This window comes from Mediterraneibacter sp. ICN-202921 (assembly GCF_037890075.1).
Lineage (GTDB): Bacteria > Bacillota > Clostridia > Lachnospirales > Lachnospiraceae > Mediterraneibacter > Mediterraneibacter massiliensis.
In genome coordinates this window covers 37,954-56,897 of sequence record NZ_JBBKBE010000018.1, presented here as the reverse complement: position 1 = coordinate 56,897, position 18,944 = coordinate 37,954, and the positions used below count along the sequence as shown (strand labels likewise).

The window sequence follows — 18,944 nt, the reverse complement described above, 5'->3', positions numbered from 1 at the left end:
CAAATGTATTTTTTCTAAACACAAGTATTGTGAAACTAAAATGCTTATACTATAATTTACTTATGCCAAAGTGGAGGAATATGACAATGTCGGAATACGGATTTACAAAAAAGGATTGGGCTTTGTTCAGAGAAAAAATTGCAGATTGGCAAGAAGCCTATATGGATAAATTGAATAAAGAATATATTGAGTTACTGAGTGGTGAAGGAAAACCTTCTGAAAAATTCTGGGCTTTAGAAGAGTGAATTCGCAACAATAAAAAAGATACAGGTGTACAGTTAAGAATGAGCCGTTCTAATTGCATCCCTAACATTATTTCACTTTTAAATGAAGGAGCAATCACGACGAAAGATTTAGAAGAATTTAGCGATGAATTAAAAGAAACAATACATTTCATCACAAGATAAAATTCCTATCTATTCAGAACAGAGTATTCACAATTTTAGAGCAAAGAGATTATTTGGCAAGCGTCGTAATTCTTATGTATTGTTAATAATAAAATTGATGTATAATATTTATAGATTATAACAAAGTTAAGGAGGGAGCGAATGAATTTAGAAATATATCAGAAATTGTGTTCAGAATCAAAAATTCTCTGGACACAGCATTGTCTGCAACGAATGCAGGAAAGAGATATCAGTCGTGCCGATGTAAAAAATGGAATTGCAACTGGTGAAATTATAGAAGATTACCCTGACGATTATCCTAATCCAAGTTGCCTGATTTTTGGATATAACGTAAATGGACGAATTTTGCATATTGTTGCCGGGTGTGATAATATAAATATATATATCATAACGGCATATTACCCAGATACAAAGAAATTTGAAGATGATTTAAAGACTCGAAGAAAGAGGTGATAGATATGTGTATGTATTGTAAAAATAGTACCACTGTCAATAGCACAACAACACACGTCGTAAATTATAAAAATTGTATTATTGTAATTAAAAATGTTCCATGCCTTGAATGTGATCAGTGTGGAGAAAAATATTATACAGATGAAGTTGCTGAACGCCTTGAATTGATTGTTGATATGGCCAAAAAATTAATGCAGGAAATTGCAGTTATCGATTATCCACAGGTAGCTTAATAATTTCGGCGGAAATATCATTGCTGGTATTTCCGCCACTTCTTTTTATATACTCTTCGCACTATTCATCCCATCCACCCAGTTACATAAAATCACAATACTCTCTAAATTTACATTGATATATGTACGCCACCTTTTCGACCTCCAAGTACAGTTGTTCCTTTGACATCTTTCCAAGTAAAATCCAAAATTTCTTCTCTTGCCACGAGAAAATTGCCTGCCCGCTGTGTTAACTGGGCAAAGTTCACAACATAGTCATTCGCGCCCTCATTATATGTGTAGATAGAAGACTCTGATCCCATAAAGCCAATATCCGCTTCACCGGAAATAACCGCTGTCATTGTTTTGTCTGCTCCAAATCCACAAACAAGTTCCAGATTGATCCCTTCTTTTTCAAAGTACCCTTCTTCAATGGCAATATACATCGGGGCGTAGAAAATAGAATGAGCCACCTCGTTTAATGTAACATCGATCATTTTTTCTTTTTCTCGGCTGCCAATCTCGCCGGAAGTTTCTTTGACATCCTCCTCTTTTCCAGAGGCGCATGCGCACAAGAGTGTCATCGTAAGAGATACAGTCATTAAAGCGGTAAATATACGCTTTTTCATAAACTCCTCCTGATAAAGCAATTCTTAATACTATATGACGGAAAAGCAAAAGTGTTCTTCTCCTCACCGCCTGCTTCCGCTCCCTTCATGACATAAAATATCCCGGTATGGAACAATCCCTTAGCATGCGCAGCACGCCCGCCTACAAGGCCTGTATTGCGATATGCACGTGTGAGCATAAAGGGTACTCTTTTTTGTTCCTATACCGGGTTTTGCATTGTACTAACAGCTTTATTTGCCTGTACAGCCATGTTTATCTTCACCGCAGTGGTGACTGCCGCAGGCTTCTCCCTCTGCATGGTGATGATGACTGCAGGTCGTATCTGGATCAAAATTTAACTTGCCGTCCAGAAACGCTCTGATGTTCTCATCTGCGTCTCCGGATGCGCCCGGATACAATTGAATTCCAGCTTCTTGGAGCGCTGTGCGTGCGCCTCCTCCGATTCCTCCGCAGATAAGTACGTCTACTCCATTTTCCTGCAAAAATCCTGCAAGAGCACCATGCCCACTTCCATTTGCATTTATCACCTGTGCCGCCTGCACTTTACCTTCCTCTGTCTCGTATACCTTGAATTCCTCACAATGTCCGAAATGCTGAAAGATCTGTCCGTCTTCATAGGTTACTGCTATTTTCATTAAAATCTCCTCCGTTCTTATTTGTCTTCTATTTTATTATAGCACTGTAAAATATTTTTGCAATTTTCTATGGTATTTATTCTCTTTTTTCTTTATACTCTTTTATAGAGGTTTCTAGAAAAGGAGGAATATTATGCTTTCCAGTATTGATCATGACCTGGCACAGCAGATTGTAAACACTGTAAAAGATGTCTGTGGACATGACGTCAATTTTATCGACTGCTCCGGGATCATTTTCGCAAGTACCGATATACAGCGTATCGGTACATTCCATGAAATCGGCCGAAAAGCGGCCCAAATAGGAAATATGCTGGAAGTTGACACAAATACAGAATTTTCCGGCACGTACAAGGGAGTGAACCTCCCTGTCCACTACAAGGACGTCATCATTGCCGTGATCGGTATCAGCGGAGAGCCGGAAGAAGTCCGCAAATTTGCCTATCTTGCAGAACGGATCACCCGACTTCTTATCCGTGAGCAGGAAGTCAACGCATTTTCCAGAACACAGGCAGAAAAACGTCATTATATCCTCCATGCCCTCATCGGTGGAAAACTTGAGAACTATGACTATATCTTACATTGTTTAGAAGAAATGCATATAGGAAAGGAAAGCGAAAAACGGATCCTTATCATCCGGCTCAGTACCGCTTACCGTCCAGACAGCCTTCCTGTAATGGAACAGCAGATCTTGGATCTGTTTTCCCGCACGCGGACTGTACTGTATACGTATCATTATCCCAACGAATATCTGGCCTTAATGGAAGAGGACTCTTTTATCCAGTATACAGACGATCTGCAAGCATTTGCTGACAAATACGCTGACTGTTTGTGTCTGGCAGTTGGAAAAGCCGTCCGGGGTATTTCTCTATCAGAGTCTTACTCCAGTGCTATAACCGCTTTAAATAGTCTATCCGATACCAAACTGCATTTTGCTGTTTTCGATCATCTCACATTGGAACTCTTTTTATCTTCCTTGACGCCTGAAAACAGGAATGCCTATTTAAACCGGACGATCTTTCCACTGACAGAGGCAGAACTTTCATTGCTCTCCGTCTATTTTGAGAATGATATGTCTCTTTTACAGACTGCACAGCAGCTTTTCCTCCACAAAAACACACTGCAGTATAAGCTGGATCATATTTATAAAAAATGTGGACTGAATCCCCGCAAATTCCGTGATGCGGTCCTGCTCTATCTGGCAGTGAAAATATGCACAGACTACACAAAAAAGGAGACACAAAATGATCGATAAAACACTAATTCCCGTAGGCGGGTTAAAAAAAGAACCTTTCTCAGGCAGCCACAGCGGCATGCGGTATTTTTTTCAATGTGATGAAAGCAAGGAATCTTTTACTGTTTATATTTATCCAGAGCCCTGGTCCTTTGAAAAGACCCCGGACGCGGAAAAAGAAAACGCTTCTTTTCCATTAACCGAAGAAGGCATGGACAATGCGATTGCCTGGCTGCATGAGCAATTTGAGGCACAAAAAGAACGGTGGGTCTCCGCTGCAAAAGAAGCAATGCACACCGTTCTGGCAAAATGATTTTCTTTTTATTTTTTACTTTATTTCTTTTTAATAATGTTTAGAATTTCTTCTAATTCTTGTCACAACAGATTCATATTTTCCTAGTATTCTGAATATATGAAAACAGAAGGCAATGGCTGTGTCTGCAGTCTGCGATGCAGTCATTGGCCTTCGCCTAAAGTATCGATCAGTTCAAACGATATTCCGGAAAATAATCCTGGAATATTTTTTTTGTATATTCCTGCACTTCTGCTTCCATTTTCTCATACCGCTTCATAAGCGAGAGTCCTTTTTCTGTAATTTTGCACTTTCCGCCCCTGCTGCCGCCATGCTGACGACTGATCAGTTCATATCCCAGTTCTTTTTCTGCCCGGTTAACGATCTTCCATCCTTTGCTGTAGGACATCCCCATCACACTGCACGCTTCTTTCATGGATTCTGTCTCTTGGATCCTGGCAAGAAGCATGGTAAGTCCTGGACCAAACACCAAATCTTCATTATAAACTTTAACTTTTACCAATGGATACAACTTATCATTCCTCCAACAGTAATATTTTCCCCGGATCCACTGTCACAAATTCCGGTATCTGCCTGTCGCCGCGTTCCCTCTTCATCCACATCGCTTTCTTTGGATCCTCCGCGTTTTGAAAGAGTAAGATCCACTCAAAGGGAGCTTCTGATCTTTCTCCCGATCGTATTCGGATCCGGTTTTCACATGTCTCAGAAGAACCAACAGGCAAAAAATCATGCGCCCGGATCCCTACATATGCCAGCTTCTGCGGTATGCTTCCCCTTACCTTCAGTTCCACCCCCCAGTCTATAGCATATACAGTATTTTCCTTTATCTGTTTCGCTTTAGATATATTCTTACATCCTGTCAGTCTAGCTGCCAACATTTTCCTTGGACGCGCAAAAAGTCCCTTTGTGTCTCCACAGATCAGATTCACGCCCTCCCCCATAACCATCGTTTTATCACAGAGCCGGTATATTTCATCCCGATCATGACTTACAATGATCGTGCATCCTGTAAAATTCTTTAGATGTTCTCTTAATTCCAGCTGGAGTTCTTCCTTTAAATAACTGTCCATAGCAGAAAATGGTTCATCCAGAAGTAAAATATCCGGCTCTGACGCAAGTATCCTTGCAAGCGCTGTTCTTTGTTGCTGACCACCGGATAATTTATAGGGATATTGTTTTTCCAGACCCTTGATCTGAAATTGTTCTAAGAGCTTTTCTACTTTCTTTTGTTTTTCTTCTCTTTTTCCCTGAATTCCCATTGCTATATTCTCTTTTACAGTCATATTCGGAAAGAGCGCATAATTCTGAAATAAATATCCAACCTTTCTTTTCTGCGGTGTCATATTCGTTTTGGATCTGCTGTCATAAAATACGGTTCTCTCTGTTTTGATCCTCCCGCTGTCCGGCGTTATAATCCCTGCTATAGCCTTTAATGTCATACTTTTTCCACAGCCGGAAGCACCGAGTATCCCCAATATTTCTTCCCTCATGGCAAACTGCATGTCAAGAGAAAAATTCTTCAGTTTTTTTTGTATGTCTGCTTCTAATTCACGCACTGCTTACCTCCGGTCATGCTTCTGGAATATATACGTTACATAATTCATACCAGTTACCACAAAAAAGGAGATTAAAACAAGTATGAGCACATATTTGTATGCTCCTTGCATATCTCCCGCAGCAACATTGGAATAGACTGCCAACGGAAGAGTCCTCGTTTTCCCTGCAATATTCCCCGCTATCATCGCTGTAGCGCCAAACTCTCCCAGACCTCTGGCAAATGCCAGAATACCGCCTGACAGGATTCCCGACATAGCATTGGGAAGCAGCACTTTCCAAAAGATCTTCCACTCAGACATTCCCAACGTCCGGCCTGCATAGAGCAGGTCGACATCCACCTGCTCAAATGCCCCTCTGGCAGACCTGTACATCAGCGGAAAAGAGAGCACAACTGCAGCAAGTACCGTAGCGCCCCAGGAAAAGGCAATCTTCACACCGAAAAACTCTAAAAAAAACTGTCCCAGCGGACGCTTTATGCCAAATATATACAGTAAGAAAAATCCGGCCACTGTCGGAGGCAGCACAAGGGGAAGGGTCAAAAGCCCATCACACAGCATTTTCCATTTTTCATGACGCATACGCACGACTCCGTAGGCAGCAGCCATCCCCAGAAAAAATGTAATAAAGATAGATACTGTTGCCGTTCTCAGCGAGATCAGAATTGGTGACAGTTCCATTGATCCTTCCCCTTTGTACTTCTTATTTTTCTCTATTTATTATATTCGATAAAACCGTATTCTTCAAATACTTTGACAGCCTCTTCACTCTGCAGAAATTCTACGAACTTCTGTGCTGCTTCTTTGTTTTTTGAGGCAGTGACTATGCCTACCGGATAAATGGCCGGTTCTGCCAGGCTGTCTGCCGGCGCCTCCGCCACTACTTTGACTCTGTCTGTCGTAGCTGCGTCTGTCGCATATACGATACCTGCATCTGCGCTTCCCTCTGCTACCCAGTTCAGCACTTCTGTCACATTTGTGCCGAGACTTGCCTTCTCAGATACTGCCTCCCATAATCCCAGATTTGTCAAAGATTCCTGGGCATACTGTCCCACCGGCACACTCGCGGGATCGCCAATGCCGATCGTCTCCGCTTTTGTAATATCGGTGAATTCCTTCAGTTCAAGTTCTGTATCTGCAGGAGTAATGAGTACGATCTTATTTTCCAGCAGATTTACAATCGAGTCTTTATCCACTAAGTTCTCCTCTGCTAGCGCATTCATCTGCTTTGCCGCGGCAGACATAAAAATATCCGCCTCGATTCCCTCTTCGATCTGTGTCTGTAATTTCCCCGAACTGTCATAGGTTCCTTTCACCGTGATATCCGGATTTGCCTTTTCAAACATCGGGATCAATTCATCCTCATAAGAATATTCCAGGCTTGCCGCAGCTGCGATCAAAAGTTCCGTTGGTTCTTCTTTACTTTTCTTCTGCGTATCCTCGGGAACCTCTTTCTTCCCATTTTGATCAGATCCACAGCCTGCAGCCAACATCCCTATCAGAACCACAGTCAATAAAATTGCCGTCATCTTTTTCTTTTTCATACGTTTCCTCCTGTATGTATATTCTCTGCCCATCCGGGCATCCCCTAATACATGCCTTGCAGGCAGGCGGGCTTCGCCCGATAAGGTATACCCATCCGGGCATCCCGTAATACATGCCTTGCAGGCAGGCGGGCTTCGCCCGATAAGGTATATTTTAATTATACATCAAGTTATTTTTAAAAACAACTTGAAATATTACCTACATCCTATTGTCTAGCAAAAGATTTAACTTTTGTCCCAATATAATACCACCGGCAGTTAAATAACATATGCATTATAAGAAATCACCCTTTTGCTGCCGGTGGCATTAGGTGTCTATAACACAAAAAACAGAAAGGAAGGCTGTCTTCTAGATGACAACCTCCGCTTCCTGTTCCTTGAAGATTCTCCTATTTCCTGTGAAATCGGATGAGTAAAATTAAAACGTTATCTGCTCCCTACTTTTTCTTCTTTTCATAAGGTGTCCCGGTCAGAGGCAGTTTTGTCTGGAAATCGTGATTCCATTTGTAGTATGCTCCTGCAACAGCCGGCGCTGTCGGGATGGATGTGATCTCTCCGATACCGATAGCACCGTATCCGACCTCCACTCCTGGTTTTTCTACAATGATCGGCTCCACTTCCGGCACCTTATCTGCCTTAAAAAGTCCTAGAGTTCCGTATCTGGATACCGGATACCCGTCTTTCAGTTCGTATTTTTCTGTCAGCGCGTACCCCAGGCTCATAACTACTCCGCCCTCGATCTGCCCTTCTACACTGACAGGATTTACTGCTTTCCCCACATCATGAGCGGCAACAATCTTTTTCACCGTTCCGTCTTCATTCAATACGCACACTTGTGTGGCATAGCCATAAGCCACATGGGAAACCGGATTCGGCACATCACTGCCCATTTTATCCGTCTTGGCAAGATATTCTCCGTAATATTCTTTCCCCTCCAACTCTGAAAGTGCGTATTTCTCTAAATCTTGCTTCAATTCCTGACAGGCACGTTTTGCTGCTTCTCCGGTGATCAGCGTCTGCCGGGAACCTGAAGTTGTTCCTGAATCCGGTGAATTTGCCGTATTTGGTCTGCAGTATTCTATTTCTTCCAATGTCAGACCTGCTGTCTCGGAAATGACCTGTGTCAATACGGTCCCCAGTCCCTGACCAATACAAGAAGCACCTGCATGGATCTGCACCTTACCTCCTTTTACAAGCAGCCGGCAGCGTCCCCAGTCGGGAAGCCCTACTCCGACCCCTGCGTTTTTCATAGCGCATGCGATACCTGCATAAGGCTCACTTTCATAGACTTCCTTAACTGCCTCCAGTGTTTCTGCCACACCGGTAGACGCATCTGCGATCTGTCCGTTTGGCAGAACCTGCCCTGGACGTATCGCATTCCGGTACCGTATCTCCCACGGTGATATCCCCACCAGTTCCGCCAAAAGATCTAAATTCCTTTCAGAAGCAAAGCAAGTCTGCGTCACGCCAAATCCTCTGAATGCTCCTGCAGGTGGATTGTTCGTGTAGATTGCTTTCCCATCAATATCGATCACCTGGAAATTATACGGCCCTGCCGCATGTGTACAGGCACGCTGTAAAACTGGTCCTCCAAGAGAAGCATATGCGCCTGTATCAGAGACAACGACTGCCTTCATAGCCGTCAGATATCCATTTTCATCACAAGCTGTCGTAACATCCATCCACATAGGATGACGCTTAGGATGTACTACGATACTTTCTTGTCTGGAAAGTTTTACCTTCACGATCCGCTTCGTTAAGTAGGCAACCAAAGCCGCATGATGCTGCACACTGACGTCCTCTTTACCTCCAAAACCACCGCCTACCAGCTTATTTTCCACGATCACTTTTTCCGGTGGAAGCCCCAGCATGATAGAACATTCATGTTGTGTATCATAGGTTCCCTGATCACTAGAATAAATGAATACACCGTCATCATCAAAAGGCATTGCCACCGCACATTCCGGTTCCAAAAATGCATGCTCTGTCCAAGGCGTCTCATAATGTCTTGTAACCTTATATTTCGACGCTGCGATCACCTCATCCGCATTTCCTCTCACCAGATGTTCATGTGCCAGCACATTTCCCGTACTGTGCACAAGAGGAGCGCCTTCCTGCATTGCCTCAAAAGGATCCAAAACCGGCGTAAGCACCTCGTAATCAATCTTGATCTTCGTTTTAGCATTTTCCAGTATTTCCTGATTTTCCGCCGCCACAAGGCATATCGCATCGCCCAGATAATGCGTGATACCACCCACAGGAATCATCGTATCCCAGTCCTGTTTTAAGTGTCCTACCTTGACATTTCCCGGCACATCCTGCGCCGTATAGACCCCGATCACTCCGTCCATGGCAAGTGCTTCCTCTGCATGGATCGCAAGCACTTTCGCCCGCGGATATTCGGAGCGTACTGCGCTTGCGTAGATCATCCCTTCTAGATAAATATCATCCGGATATTCTCCGGTACCTGTCACTTTTTCTTTGGCATCAATCCGCTGCATTGCCTGTCCTACCGTCACTTTTCCACTTTCTTCGTGAACATCCAAGTTTTCTCTGAAAATCTTTGCGCTTAAAAGGATTCCTTCGATAATCTTTTTATACCCAGTGCAGCGGCAGATATTATTTCGTATCGCCGCGATCACCTCTAACCGGGAAGGATCAGAAGTCTTATCAAGCAGACCCTTGGCACACATCACCATCCCTGGAATACAGAAACCGCACTGTACTGCCCCCGCAGTGGCAAAGGCATACGTATACACCTCTTTTTCCCTGTCACTTAGCCCTTCCACCGTCAGGATCTCTTTTCCTTCTACTTTAGAAAGCATTGGTATACAAGCTCTTGTCGTTTTTCCCTCTACAAGAACTGTACATGTCCCGCATGCGCCCTGGCTGCATCCGTCTTTTACAGACGTAAGATGCAGATCATCCCGCAGAAATCGCATCAATTTTTTGTCCTTCTCCACTTCATATTTCTTCCCGTTTACTAGAACAGTGATCATACACCCACTTCCTTTCTTAAACATTCCAGGTCTTTTGGACGATCGATATCCAAAAGTTCTCCCTTTTCTGTTTCTATAATCCGCACCCTGTTTAAGTGGTGTTTTAATATTTGCCTTCCTCCGCTATCTCCCGTCAAAGTCAAAAGTGCAGGAAAGTCTCTTTTATCCCACAAAACCGGATTCCTCGTTTCTCCATCCTCACCGGCGCAGACGATCTGCCCGGGATGGCAGAACGCCTCGTTGAAGATCCTCTGTATCGTCGAGATCTTCAAATTCGGCTGATCGCATACTGTAAAAAGCACTCCCTGTATCGTGCTGTCTATCTCCAACACTTTTTCCAGCCCTAGCTTTACAGAACGGGAAATCCCTTGTTCCGGCTCTTGATTTCTTACTACGAAAAACCCTTTTTGCTCCGCTGCTTTTTCTATCTCCTCATATCCCGTCACCACAATGACAGGATACCCGGAAAAAGCGGCCGCTTTTTGCAGCATGATCTCATAGAGTATACTGTCAGAAAATGAGACTTTAAGCTTATTCTCACCGAATCGCTCTCCTTTGCCTGCCGCTAAAATAACGATCGCAAAGCGCCCGTTCATATGTTCAAACCTGCTGACTGCCTCCAAGACGCCTCCCCCTATCGCACGTGCCTTGTCAGAAATAGAAATGCAATGGGTTGCGTCACTTCTTGCGTCGATATCCCCTATTTTCAGCCCTTGTCTGACCCAGACACCACTTTGCAGCATACCTCTTACGATCCCGGACATCTGTGCAAAGACCGGAATTCCTCCTGTCACCGCCACGATCTGTCCTTTTTCTACCTGCTGCCCGATCTGTACCTTCGGCTCCATGATCCCATCCGCCGACGCGCGTATCAGCCTCTCCGTCGTATAGCCTCCCACCTCTCCGGGTACTCCTGTATTCGCAATAGCGCTTCCCTGCCAAATCAGGCTTCCCAACGTATGCCCCCGTTTTGTCTCCACCACGCAGTGACAGTCCTCTCCTGCCGTAAAGCCCGGTCCTACTCCGATCACGAGGGGCGCATCCATAATGGAAGTTCCCAAATTTCTTTTTGCCAAGATCGCATCTATCACTACATCTGGGCGAAACCAAAAGCGTGTCTCTGCTTTCTCGTCTACAACGACTGGGATGTCTCCTTTTTCCAAAATATCTTCTATCTCTTTGCGTGAACCTGCGCAGATCCCCGTCATATTTTCTACCTGTGCACATTTTTCATAGACTGCTCTGGACAACGCCACGCTTCTTCTCACTGTCAGGGGAACTTCCAATTCTGTCATCACGATCTGATGTCCGCATCCATACAGCCTGGATGCGATCCCCGTTGCCAGATCTCCCGCACCCTTTATCAATATTTTCATGTTCTGCTTTGCACTCCTTCACCCGTCACAAGTACATTTTTTATTCCTTCTCTTTGCAGTATCCAACAGATTTCTTCTGCTGCCGCAAGGCGGGATGCGCCTTCCGCTTTATTCAAAATGACCCAGTATCCTGTGTCCGGCGGACAATTTTTTCTGCCTCCATATTCTGATGAAACCAACATCGCAATATCCTGTGCAGTAATCTTTTCTTTGCCGGATTTCCGCAAAAGTATTTCTGCCCTTTTCCTGCGAAAGCATGCCTCTTCTATCGTACTTCCCACTGCGTCCATTCCATAAACAGCAAATACATGCGTACTCTGCGGCAAGATCACAGGCTCATGCTCCGCCGGGACTTTTACAGGCATATGCTTTGCTCCGTCTGCTTCGATCAAAACCGGGCGTCCCAGCTTCAAGATTTCTCCCAGGAACTCCTTAGGTACACTTTGTATTTTCCCATTTTCGGCCGGAACACCTACGCACACTTTTTTATACGCTTCCAGCAGTCTTTCCATCTCACCTACAGAAGGCTCGCATAAAAACCACGGAAATGTTTCTTTTTTCATATGCGTCGTCGTCGTGACGATCACCGGTTTGTTCCGCTTCACAAATTCTTCTGCCATCCGCCAGATCGTTGTCGTCTTTCCGCCTGCTCCGACTACAGAGATCACCGGGGCATCCATATATGCCGCCCCCGTGATCTCAAGCAGTGAATCTGTTCTGCACCAATCTTGTCCTCTTTTATATCGTATGTCTATTCGCCTCATACCGTTTCTTGCCCTTGTAAAATCACAGTCGGATCATACTGTTTTATAAAATGCTTCTTATCTGAGAAGATAAGCATAGTCTGTGCAGACTGCTTCCATCAGCCTTAACAAAGCCTCCGGAATATGCGTCTTTTCTCCCTTTGTCCAGATGAGAGTCTCGCCCATAAATCTGACCGCGCATTTGATCTTTTCTCTGTCCAATACGGCAAAGCCCTGATTCTTGCTGTCCGCCATATCTTTCTCATCTGCAAAAAGTGTAAATTTATCCAGGTAAGGCGCACTGTCATACGGACAGAAACTTCTGCAGTTTCCACATTCGTTGCACATATAATCTACATGGATGATCTGATGTTTTTCCATTCCCGGAACACGGATGGACAGATTGGCCCTGTTCGGACAGACTTCCACACAGTTCTCACATATAGCAGAGCAGCTTAAGCATCTGCCGCTTTCTTCTTTGTCGGAATGCAGATCGGACAGATTTCCTTTTCTCTCATAGATGACTGTCTCCTCTGTCTTTATTTCTGTTTCCTTGCACAATGCCGCGCCGATGATCGCCTCCGCCGCTTTTTTTCCGTCACGGATCCCCTCTACCACTGTTGCCGGTCCGTAAAGTCCGTCGCCTATCACATAGACGCCGGAAACACTTGTCTCCAATGTTTCTTCATTGACGAATGCTCTGCCCCGTTCATTGACACGGATACCATTAGCCTCATAAAAAGCAGACGGTACTTTTTCCCCTACCGCCGCGATCACGGTATCTGCAGGGATCACTTTCTGCTCCCCTGTCGGAATAACGCTTCTTCGCCCGGAACTGTCAAAATCTCCTAATTTCATTACATCACAGAGCAACCCTTTATCTTCCAGCTTTACAGGAGAAAGCAGTTCCATAAATTCCACTCCGTCTTCCACTGCCAGGACCAACTCTTCTTCATCTGCCGGCATATACCGCTTTGTCCTTCTGTATACGAGATATGCGTGCTCCACACCTTTTGCGCGCTTCGCTGCTCTTGCGGTATCCATTGCCGTGTTGCCGCCGCCGATAACGACAACGTTTTTCCCGATATCTATATTTCCTTCCGTCTCCTTAAATCTGGACAGAAATTCCAAAGCATTTACCGTCTCGCCTGCTTCCAGTTTTAACACACCAGGTTCATATGCGCCTACTGCCAGGATCACCGATGTATAACCTTGTTTTTTCAGTGTTTCCACACCGTCTATTTCTGTATGCAGACGGATATCTACACCCATTTTCTCAAGCAGGGCCTGATCTTTGTCGATCGCCTCTGAAGAGATACGAAATTCTGGGATCACATGACGTACTACGCCGCCAAGAGAGCCTGTCTTCTCAAATAAAGTAACGGACATGCCCGCCCTTCTTAAAAAGTACGCTGCCGCCATACCTGCCGGACCGCCTCCGACCACCGCTGCTTTTCCTTTACTTGTAACAGCCGGTGTCTGTATTTTCTCAAACAACGCATCGTATCCGTGCTTGGCTGCCACCAGTTTCATCGCACGGATATGTACCGGATCCTCGTAAAAATTACGGGTACATTTTCCCATACACGGATGTGCGCAGATCGTGCCTGTGATAAATGGAAGCGGATTTTTTTCTGTGATCACCTTCATGGCCTCTTCATATTTTTCCTCTTTTACAAGCTGAAGATACGCCGGAATATCCTGATGTATCGGACATCCTTCCTTACATGGCGCGACGAAACAGTCTAACAGCGGCACCTGCTTTTTCATCTTTCTGGAAGGAAGCGGTTTAACCGCTTTTACATGATAGGGACTTGTCTTAGCTTCTTCTGCAAGTCTGCTTGTGGCTTCTGCATTGACTTTTTCAAACACGTCCCCTTCTTTTTGCAGCAGTGACGCAATCTGCGTCATTCTATCATATCCACCTGGTTTTAGCAGTGTCGTCGCCACTGTTACCGGCCAGATACCTGCCTCTACGATTCCTTTGATATTGTGATAGTCCGCTCCGCCGGAATAAGAGATGCGAAGCTTTCCGTCAAATTCTTCTGCCAGCTTTGCTGCCAGGGAGATGGACAGCGGATACAGGGATTTTCCTGACATGTACATTTCCTCACTGGGCAGTTCCTTCTGTTTTACATCTACCGGGAATGTATTTGTAATCTTCACGCCAAATTCCAGATTGCGCTCCTCGCACACTTTCACAAGCCTTGTAAGCATCGGGACTGCGTCTTCATACTGCAGATCATCCAGAAAATGAAAATCACCGAAGGCAACGTAATCATATCCCATTTCATCCATTGTCTTTCTGGCATACTCATATCCCAGAAGAGTCGGATTGCACTTGATAAACGTGTGAAAGCCCTTTTCCGTGATCAGATACATGGCGATCTTCTCGATCTCCTGCGGAGGACATCCGTGCAGTGTGGAGATTGTAACAGAATTACATATATCACCAGAAATCCCTTCAATATCTTCTTTTGTCACATGAGCAAACAGATCCACATGCTCTAACAGGTAAGACTTGCACTCTTTAAAAATCGCGGATTCCTGCGCATGCTGCATAGTGTTCAAAAAGCGATCGATCTTCTCAGATTTGATCCCTTCCAAGTCATATCCTACACTGATGTTGAACTGGAAACCATCCATACTGCCCAAGGCAAATTCTTTAGATAACACTTTTAGAAGAAACCATGCCTTGATATATTCTTCCATTGCCTCAGACACATAAAGTTCCGTCGACCACTCACAGTTATAACATTCGTCGTCCGCCTTGATACACGGCTTATTGACACAGGCCGATAATTCTGCTCCGTCCATCACCTGTACAGTCTTCAGTTCAAAAAAACGGCTTCCCGTATAGTACGCAGCTACGATGTTCTGGGTCAGCTGTGTGTGAGGACCTGCTGCCGGTCCGACAGGCGTCTCAAGAGGACGTCCAAAAAGTGTCCTGTTATATTTTGCATCCGCATAATAGGGATGGTGTTCTCCAAATACTGTGCCTGCCTGTTTCTTTTCCGTCAGGATCCATTCTAATAACTGGTCAAAAGCCATCGGTCTCATTATATCACTCATATTCTTTCCTCCAATATCCTTTTTTATCCAATTTATCTACTCCGTCTCAGGTTTGTCCTTTGGCAGCAATAAATTCAAAAGCACTGCGAAAATCGTTGCCAGCACGACCGGGGAAGATGCAAAGGTATTATTGATGATAGACTGGAAGTTCTCCAGACTCATTCCCATATTCAGCGCGCTGTGGATACTCTGCGTCATCTGATCTAAACATCCTTTGCTTAAGGACACGCCCATTCCGATTGCAATGGATAGACCTGCTACAGTCGTGTTACGGAACGTCAGTTTTTCTGTGACAAGCAGTTTGATCCCTGTCATCGCGATAGATGCAAATACAGAAGCTACAGCTCCACCCAGCACGCACTGTGGGATCGTCCGGAGCAATGCGGAAAATTTCGGGATCAGACCTGCTATAAGCAAAATAGCCGCCGACATCGAAAATACCTTTCTCGCCACTACTTTTGTAGAGCCAACGATCCCGACGTTCTGGCTGAACGTCGCAGTCGGAGGGCAGCCAAAACAAGCGCTTACAATATTACTGATTCCATATCCGATGATACCTCCGTTTAATTCCTTATCTGTGGGCAGCCTGTCCATGCCGCCGCTGGTCGTCGCAGAGAAGTCTCCCATCGCCTGTATAGAATTGACAAGGAAAAGGATCGCCAATGGAAGGATCGCCGAAATCTCAAAACTCATACCAAACTCCAAAGGCTTTGGAAGCTGAAACCATCCTGCGCTTGACAACGCGGAGAAATCTACCATTCCAAAACAAAGCGCTACGATATAACCGCAGACAAGACCGATCAAAATGGAGGCGAGTTTGAACAGACCTTTTCCGTAATGATTCAAGACTACTACGATCCCCAGTGTGATAAACGCCACCAGCCAGTTCTGCCAGGAACCAAATACTAACGCCGCTGTCTTTCCCTGTTCTTCTACGATCACTTCATATGTATTAGACGGATTTCCGGCCATGTAATTAACAGCCGTCGTATAAAGCGACAGACCGATCGCAAATATGACGGTCCCGATCACAAGCGGAGGAAATACCTTTCGTATCTGTTTGATAAACAGGCCCACGAGGATAGCCACTATACCACCGATCACCATCGCTCCCAGTATCGTATCCACGCTCTTTGCCTGTGCCGCGATCGCCGTCATGGTCGGCACATAGGCAAAGCTGACTCCGATGATGACCGGAAGGCCGGAGCCTAAATGTATCCTGTTCCCATATAACTGTAAGAAAGTTGACAATGCGGCAAAAACAAGAGACATTTGTATCAAAAGTCCCATATTCACATTTCCGCCTGCATTATTTGCCGCGTTTGCCACCAGGATTGCCGGCGTTACACAGCCAACCACAGCAGCCAGCACATGCTGTGCCGCCAGAGGCAGTATCTGTCCGAAAGAAGGATTCCCATCCCATTTAAATAATTCTGTATTATCCTTTCTGTTGCTTTTTTCTGTATTCACTGTTGCTTCCTTTTATGCTTTGTGCACCCTTTCTATAATTTTTACCTCTTACCGTTTTTACTTACTGTTGATCCTGCTTGCCAGTTCCGCAGCTGCCTGCCGGCAGTCTGCCATCACTTTCGCCTCATCGATCCCCGTCAGTCTCCGGTCTTTCATAAGGACTTTTCCATTTGCTACCGTCGTCACCACGTCATGTCCGGTTACACCAAACACAAGATGTCCGTTAACATTTCCAGCATGCATAGGTGTAAGCGGATCGTAGTTGACAATGATCACATCCGCTGCCGCCCCTTCTTTTAAGACGCCTAACTCCTGCTTGAAATAGCGCCCCGCGATTTTTGCGTTATTTTCAAACAACATCTGCGGAACTTCTGCCCAAGCGGTATTCGGATCACACAGGTGATGTTTATGCAATACATTTGCCACTTTGAAAGATTCCATCATATCATGTGTATATCCATCTGTTCCCAATCCGGTCAGTATCCCTCTGTGAACAAGTTCCATGGTAGGCGGACATCCACAGGCATTTCCCATATTCGACTCCGGATTATGTACAACCATTGTATCTGTCTCCTTGATCAGTTCCATCTCGTGCGGATTGATATAAATACAATGTCCCAACAGTGTTTTCTCACCGAGGATCCCATGATCCATCAAACGATCTACGATCCGCTTTCCATATGTCTTCAGACAGTGATGCAGGTCTTCGATCCCTTCCGCCACATGGATATGATATCCGACTCCATCCGGCTTATGTTCAGCCGCAAGCGCCATTGTCTCATCGGAGATTGTAAACTGCGCATGCATTCCCATCATACCGGCGATCATTCCCGTATCGTCCTGTAAAGCATGGCGGATAAACTCTGCATTTTCCAGTACGCCTTCTTTTGCCTTGTCCTTCCCATCTCTGTCGGAGATCTCATAACACAAGCAAGAACGCACGCCTGTTTCTTTTGCAGCTCTTTCTATCTCAAATAAAGACCCTCTTATAGAACCAAAGCTGGCATGATGGTCGAAAATCGTCGTCACCCCGTTTTTAATACACTCAATATACGTGGCCATAGCACTTAAATATGTGTCTTGCAGCGTCAGATTCCGGTCTATCGTCCACCACATACCGTCTAAAATATCCAAAAACCCTTTCGGATCATATCCATTGATAGCCAAACCTCTTGCAAATGAACTGTAAATATGTTCATGGGCATTGATGAATGCCGGCATGATCAATCCACCTTTTGCATCAATGAACTCTGCGTCCGGATACATACCTTTTATCTCTTCCAGACTGCCCACTTTTTGAATCGAATTTCCCTCAAGAGCTACTGCGCCATTTTCTATAAAGGGGCTGCTTTTGTCTCTTGTGATCACCCTTCCATTTCCTAAAATCAACATATTTTCCGTCTCCTTTTTCATACAAATTTTTTCAGACAGCTTTTGTTGTATATAGAATAACATCAATTTTTTACAATTGCAATACAAATTCTAAATTATTTTTAGTTGCCTAAATTTTTTTTAGAAAAAGTATTGATTTTCGTTTTTTTTATGATATGATGAGTTTAAAGGCGCAGCTCCTGTTTGCTGCAAAAGCAGTGAGCTGCATATATCGCGGTCACTTAAATTTCCCCTGAAGAAAGGAGGATCGACATGGCAAATAGACTCACTTTACTAAAGCAGCTTGCCCATGGTCTCGCTGTACAATTTGGCACTTCCTGCGAAATCGTCATCCACGATTTAAATCAGGAAGATCTAAACCGTTCTATCGTCTATATTGAAAACGGCCATGTATCCAACCGGCAAGAAGGCGACGGACCTTCCGGCATCGTACTAGAAGCATTGAAATCTGATCCCGATAAAATACAAGATAAGTTGTCTTATCTTACGAAAACAGAGGACGGAAGGATTCTGAAATCCAGTACAATGTACATTCGCGGAGAAGATCATACAATCTCTTATATCTTCTCTCTAAATTACGATATAACGCCTCTGATTGCGGCACAGGCGGCTGTTCAGCCACTTATACAGACGGAAGCAGAAAAGCGCACCGACGGCAACGAGGAAGATGCGCCTGCGACCATCACACATAATGTCTCAGAGCTGTTAGATCAGCTCATTGAACAGGCAACTGCTTTAGTCGGAAAACCTGTTGCGCTGATGAACAAAGACGACAAGATCAAAGTTGTGCAATACTTAAATGATGCCGGTGCTTTTTTGATCACCAAATCCGGTGACAAAGTATCTTCTTTTCTTGGCATTTCCAAATTCACTCTCTACAGTTATATGGATGCCGGGAAATAGCTTCTACATCT

At 44.7% G+C, this 18,944-nt stretch carries 19 protein-coding genes; 7 read left to right on the top strand and 12 right to left on the bottom strand.

The genetic code is table 11. From position 1 onward, the window contains the following. The 4 genes from WKT01_RS11980 to WKT01_RS11965 form a co-directional block, all read left to right on the top strand. Positions 1-245, top strand: a 245-nt coding sequence (locus WKT01_RS11980) for a hypothetical protein (protein ID WP_340312507.1), incomplete at its 5' end; no start/stop codon positions are given. Positions 246-284: 39 nt separating this feature from the next. Continuing rightward, positions 285-407: a hypothetical protein gene (locus WKT01_RS11975; protein ID WP_270396331.1), complete on the top strand. Its 123-nt coding sequence runs from the start codon at positions 285-287 to the stop codon at positions 405-407. A gap of 141 nt (positions 408-548) precedes the next feature. Beyond that, the gene (locus tag WKT01_RS11970; protein ID WP_008974978.1) at positions 549-860 is read left to right on the top strand and encodes a DUF4258 domain-containing protein; all 312 of its coding nucleotides are present in this window, start codon (positions 549-551) and stop codon (positions 858-860) included. Between the two features lie 5 nt (positions 861-865). Next, complete coding sequence (locus WKT01_RS11965; RefSeq protein WP_059070111.1) at positions 866-1,093, top strand: type II toxin-antitoxin system MqsA family antitoxin; 228 nt, start codon at positions 866-868, stop codon at positions 1,091-1,093. Between the two features lie 110 nt (positions 1,094-1,203). On the opposite strand, the gene WKT01_RS11960 is transcribed toward WKT01_RS11965, so the two are convergent. Both WKT01_RS11960 and WKT01_RS11955 read right to left on the bottom strand, forming a co-directional pair. Next, on the bottom strand, positions 1,204-1,701 hold the full coding sequence (locus WKT01_RS11960; RefSeq protein WP_282924112.1) for an ABC transporter substrate-binding protein: 498 nt from the start codon (positions 1,699-1,701) through the stop codon (positions 1,204-1,206). A 231-nt stretch (positions 1,702-1,932) separates the two neighbouring features. Beyond that, positions 1,933-2,337: a NifB/NifX family molybdenum-iron cluster-binding protein gene (locus tag WKT01_RS11955; RefSeq protein WP_059070115.1), complete on the bottom strand. Its 405-nt coding sequence runs from the start codon at positions 2,335-2,337 to the stop codon at positions 1,933-1,935. A 133-nt stretch (positions 2,338-2,470) separates the two neighbouring features. Here WKT01_RS11955 and WKT01_RS11950 point away from each other — a divergent pair, with 133 nt between their 5' ends. Next, entirely contained in the window at positions 2,471-3,589 is a 1,119-nt protein-coding gene (locus tag WKT01_RS11950; protein ID WP_282924113.1) for a CdaR family transcriptional regulator, read from the top strand. Continuing rightward, positions 3,579-3,881, top strand: a complete 303-nt coding sequence (locus WKT01_RS11945) for a hypothetical protein (RefSeq protein WP_059070119.1) — start codon at positions 3,579-3,581, stop codon at positions 3,879-3,881. Before WKT01_RS11950 ends, WKT01_RS11945 begins: the two co-directional genes overlap by 11 nt. A 169-nt stretch (positions 3,882-4,050) precedes the next feature. Here the strand turns inward: WKT01_RS11945 and WKT01_RS11940 are convergent, their stop codons facing one another. The 10 genes from WKT01_RS11940 to ssnA all read right to left on the bottom strand — a co-directional run bounded on the left by WKT01_RS11940 (position 4,051) and on the right by ssnA (position 18,030). Further along, positions 4,051-4,392, bottom strand: a complete 342-nt coding sequence (locus WKT01_RS11940) for a winged helix-turn-helix domain-containing protein (RefSeq protein ID WP_059070121.1) — start codon at positions 4,390-4,392, stop codon at positions 4,051-4,053. 4 nt (positions 4,393-4,396) lie between these two features. After that, positions 4,397-5,437 (bottom strand): sulfate/molybdate ABC transporter ATP-binding protein, encoded by a 1,041-nt coding sequence (locus WKT01_RS11935; protein ID WP_282924114.1) that lies wholly within the window; start codon positions 5,435-5,437, stop codon positions 4,397-4,399. Positions 5,438-5,440: 3 nt separating this feature from the next. After that, positions 5,441-6,115, bottom strand: coding sequence for a molybdate ABC transporter permease subunit (gene modB, locus WKT01_RS11930; protein WP_270395645.1), 675 nt, complete (start codon positions 6,113-6,115; stop codon positions 5,441-5,443). Between the two features lie 32 nt (positions 6,116-6,147). After that, a complete protein-coding gene (gene modA / locus WKT01_RS11925; protein WP_270395646.1) occupies positions 6,148-6,978 on the bottom strand; it encodes a molybdate ABC transporter substrate-binding protein in 831 nt (276 codons plus the stop codon). A 437-nt stretch (positions 6,979-7,415) separates the two neighbouring features. Further along, positions 7,416-9,977: a selenium-dependent xanthine dehydrogenase gene (xdh, locus tag WKT01_RS11920; RefSeq protein ID WP_340312494.1), complete on the bottom strand. Its 2,562-nt coding sequence runs from the start codon at positions 9,975-9,977 to the stop codon at positions 7,416-7,418. Then, complete coding sequence (yqeB, locus tag WKT01_RS11915; protein ID WP_340312493.1) at positions 9,974-11,353, bottom strand: selenium-dependent molybdenum cofactor biosynthesis protein YqeB; 1,380 nt, start codon at positions 11,351-11,353, stop codon at positions 9,974-9,976. Before yqeB ends, xdh begins: the two co-directional genes overlap by 4 nt. Continuing rightward, positions 11,350-12,117 carry a selenium cofactor biosynthesis protein YqeC gene (gene yqeC, locus WKT01_RS11910; protein WP_340312492.1) on the bottom strand — a complete coding sequence of 256 codons (768 nt, stop codon included), beginning with the start codon at positions 12,115-12,117 and terminating at the stop codon, positions 11,350-11,352. Before yqeC ends, yqeB begins: the two co-directional genes overlap by 4 nt. A 57-nt stretch (positions 12,118-12,174) precedes the next feature. Further along, positions 12,175-15,168 carry a putative selenate reductase subunit YgfK gene (ygfK, locus tag WKT01_RS11905; RefSeq protein WP_340312491.1) on the bottom strand — a complete coding sequence of 998 codons (2,994 nt, stop codon included), beginning with the start codon at positions 15,166-15,168 and terminating at the stop codon, positions 12,175-12,177. A 36-nt stretch (positions 15,169-15,204) separates the two neighbouring features. Continuing rightward, positions 15,205-16,638: a uracil-xanthine permease family protein gene (locus WKT01_RS11900; protein ID WP_340312490.1), complete on the bottom strand. Its 1,434-nt coding sequence runs from the start codon at positions 16,636-16,638 to the stop codon at positions 15,205-15,207. A 57-nt stretch (positions 16,639-16,695) separates the two neighbouring features. Further along, positions 16,696-18,030, bottom strand: coding sequence for a putative aminohydrolase SsnA (ssnA, locus tag WKT01_RS11895; protein WP_340312489.1), 1,335 nt, complete (start codon positions 18,028-18,030; stop codon positions 16,696-16,698). 252 nt (positions 18,031-18,282) lie between these two features. On the opposite strand from ssnA, the gene WKT01_RS11890 reads away from it, so the two are divergent. Beyond that, a complete protein-coding gene (locus WKT01_RS11890; protein ID WP_340312488.1) occupies positions 18,283-18,933 on the top strand; it encodes a helix-turn-helix transcriptional regulator in 651 nt (216 codons plus the stop codon). Positions 18,934-18,944: the final 11 nt, after the last annotated feature.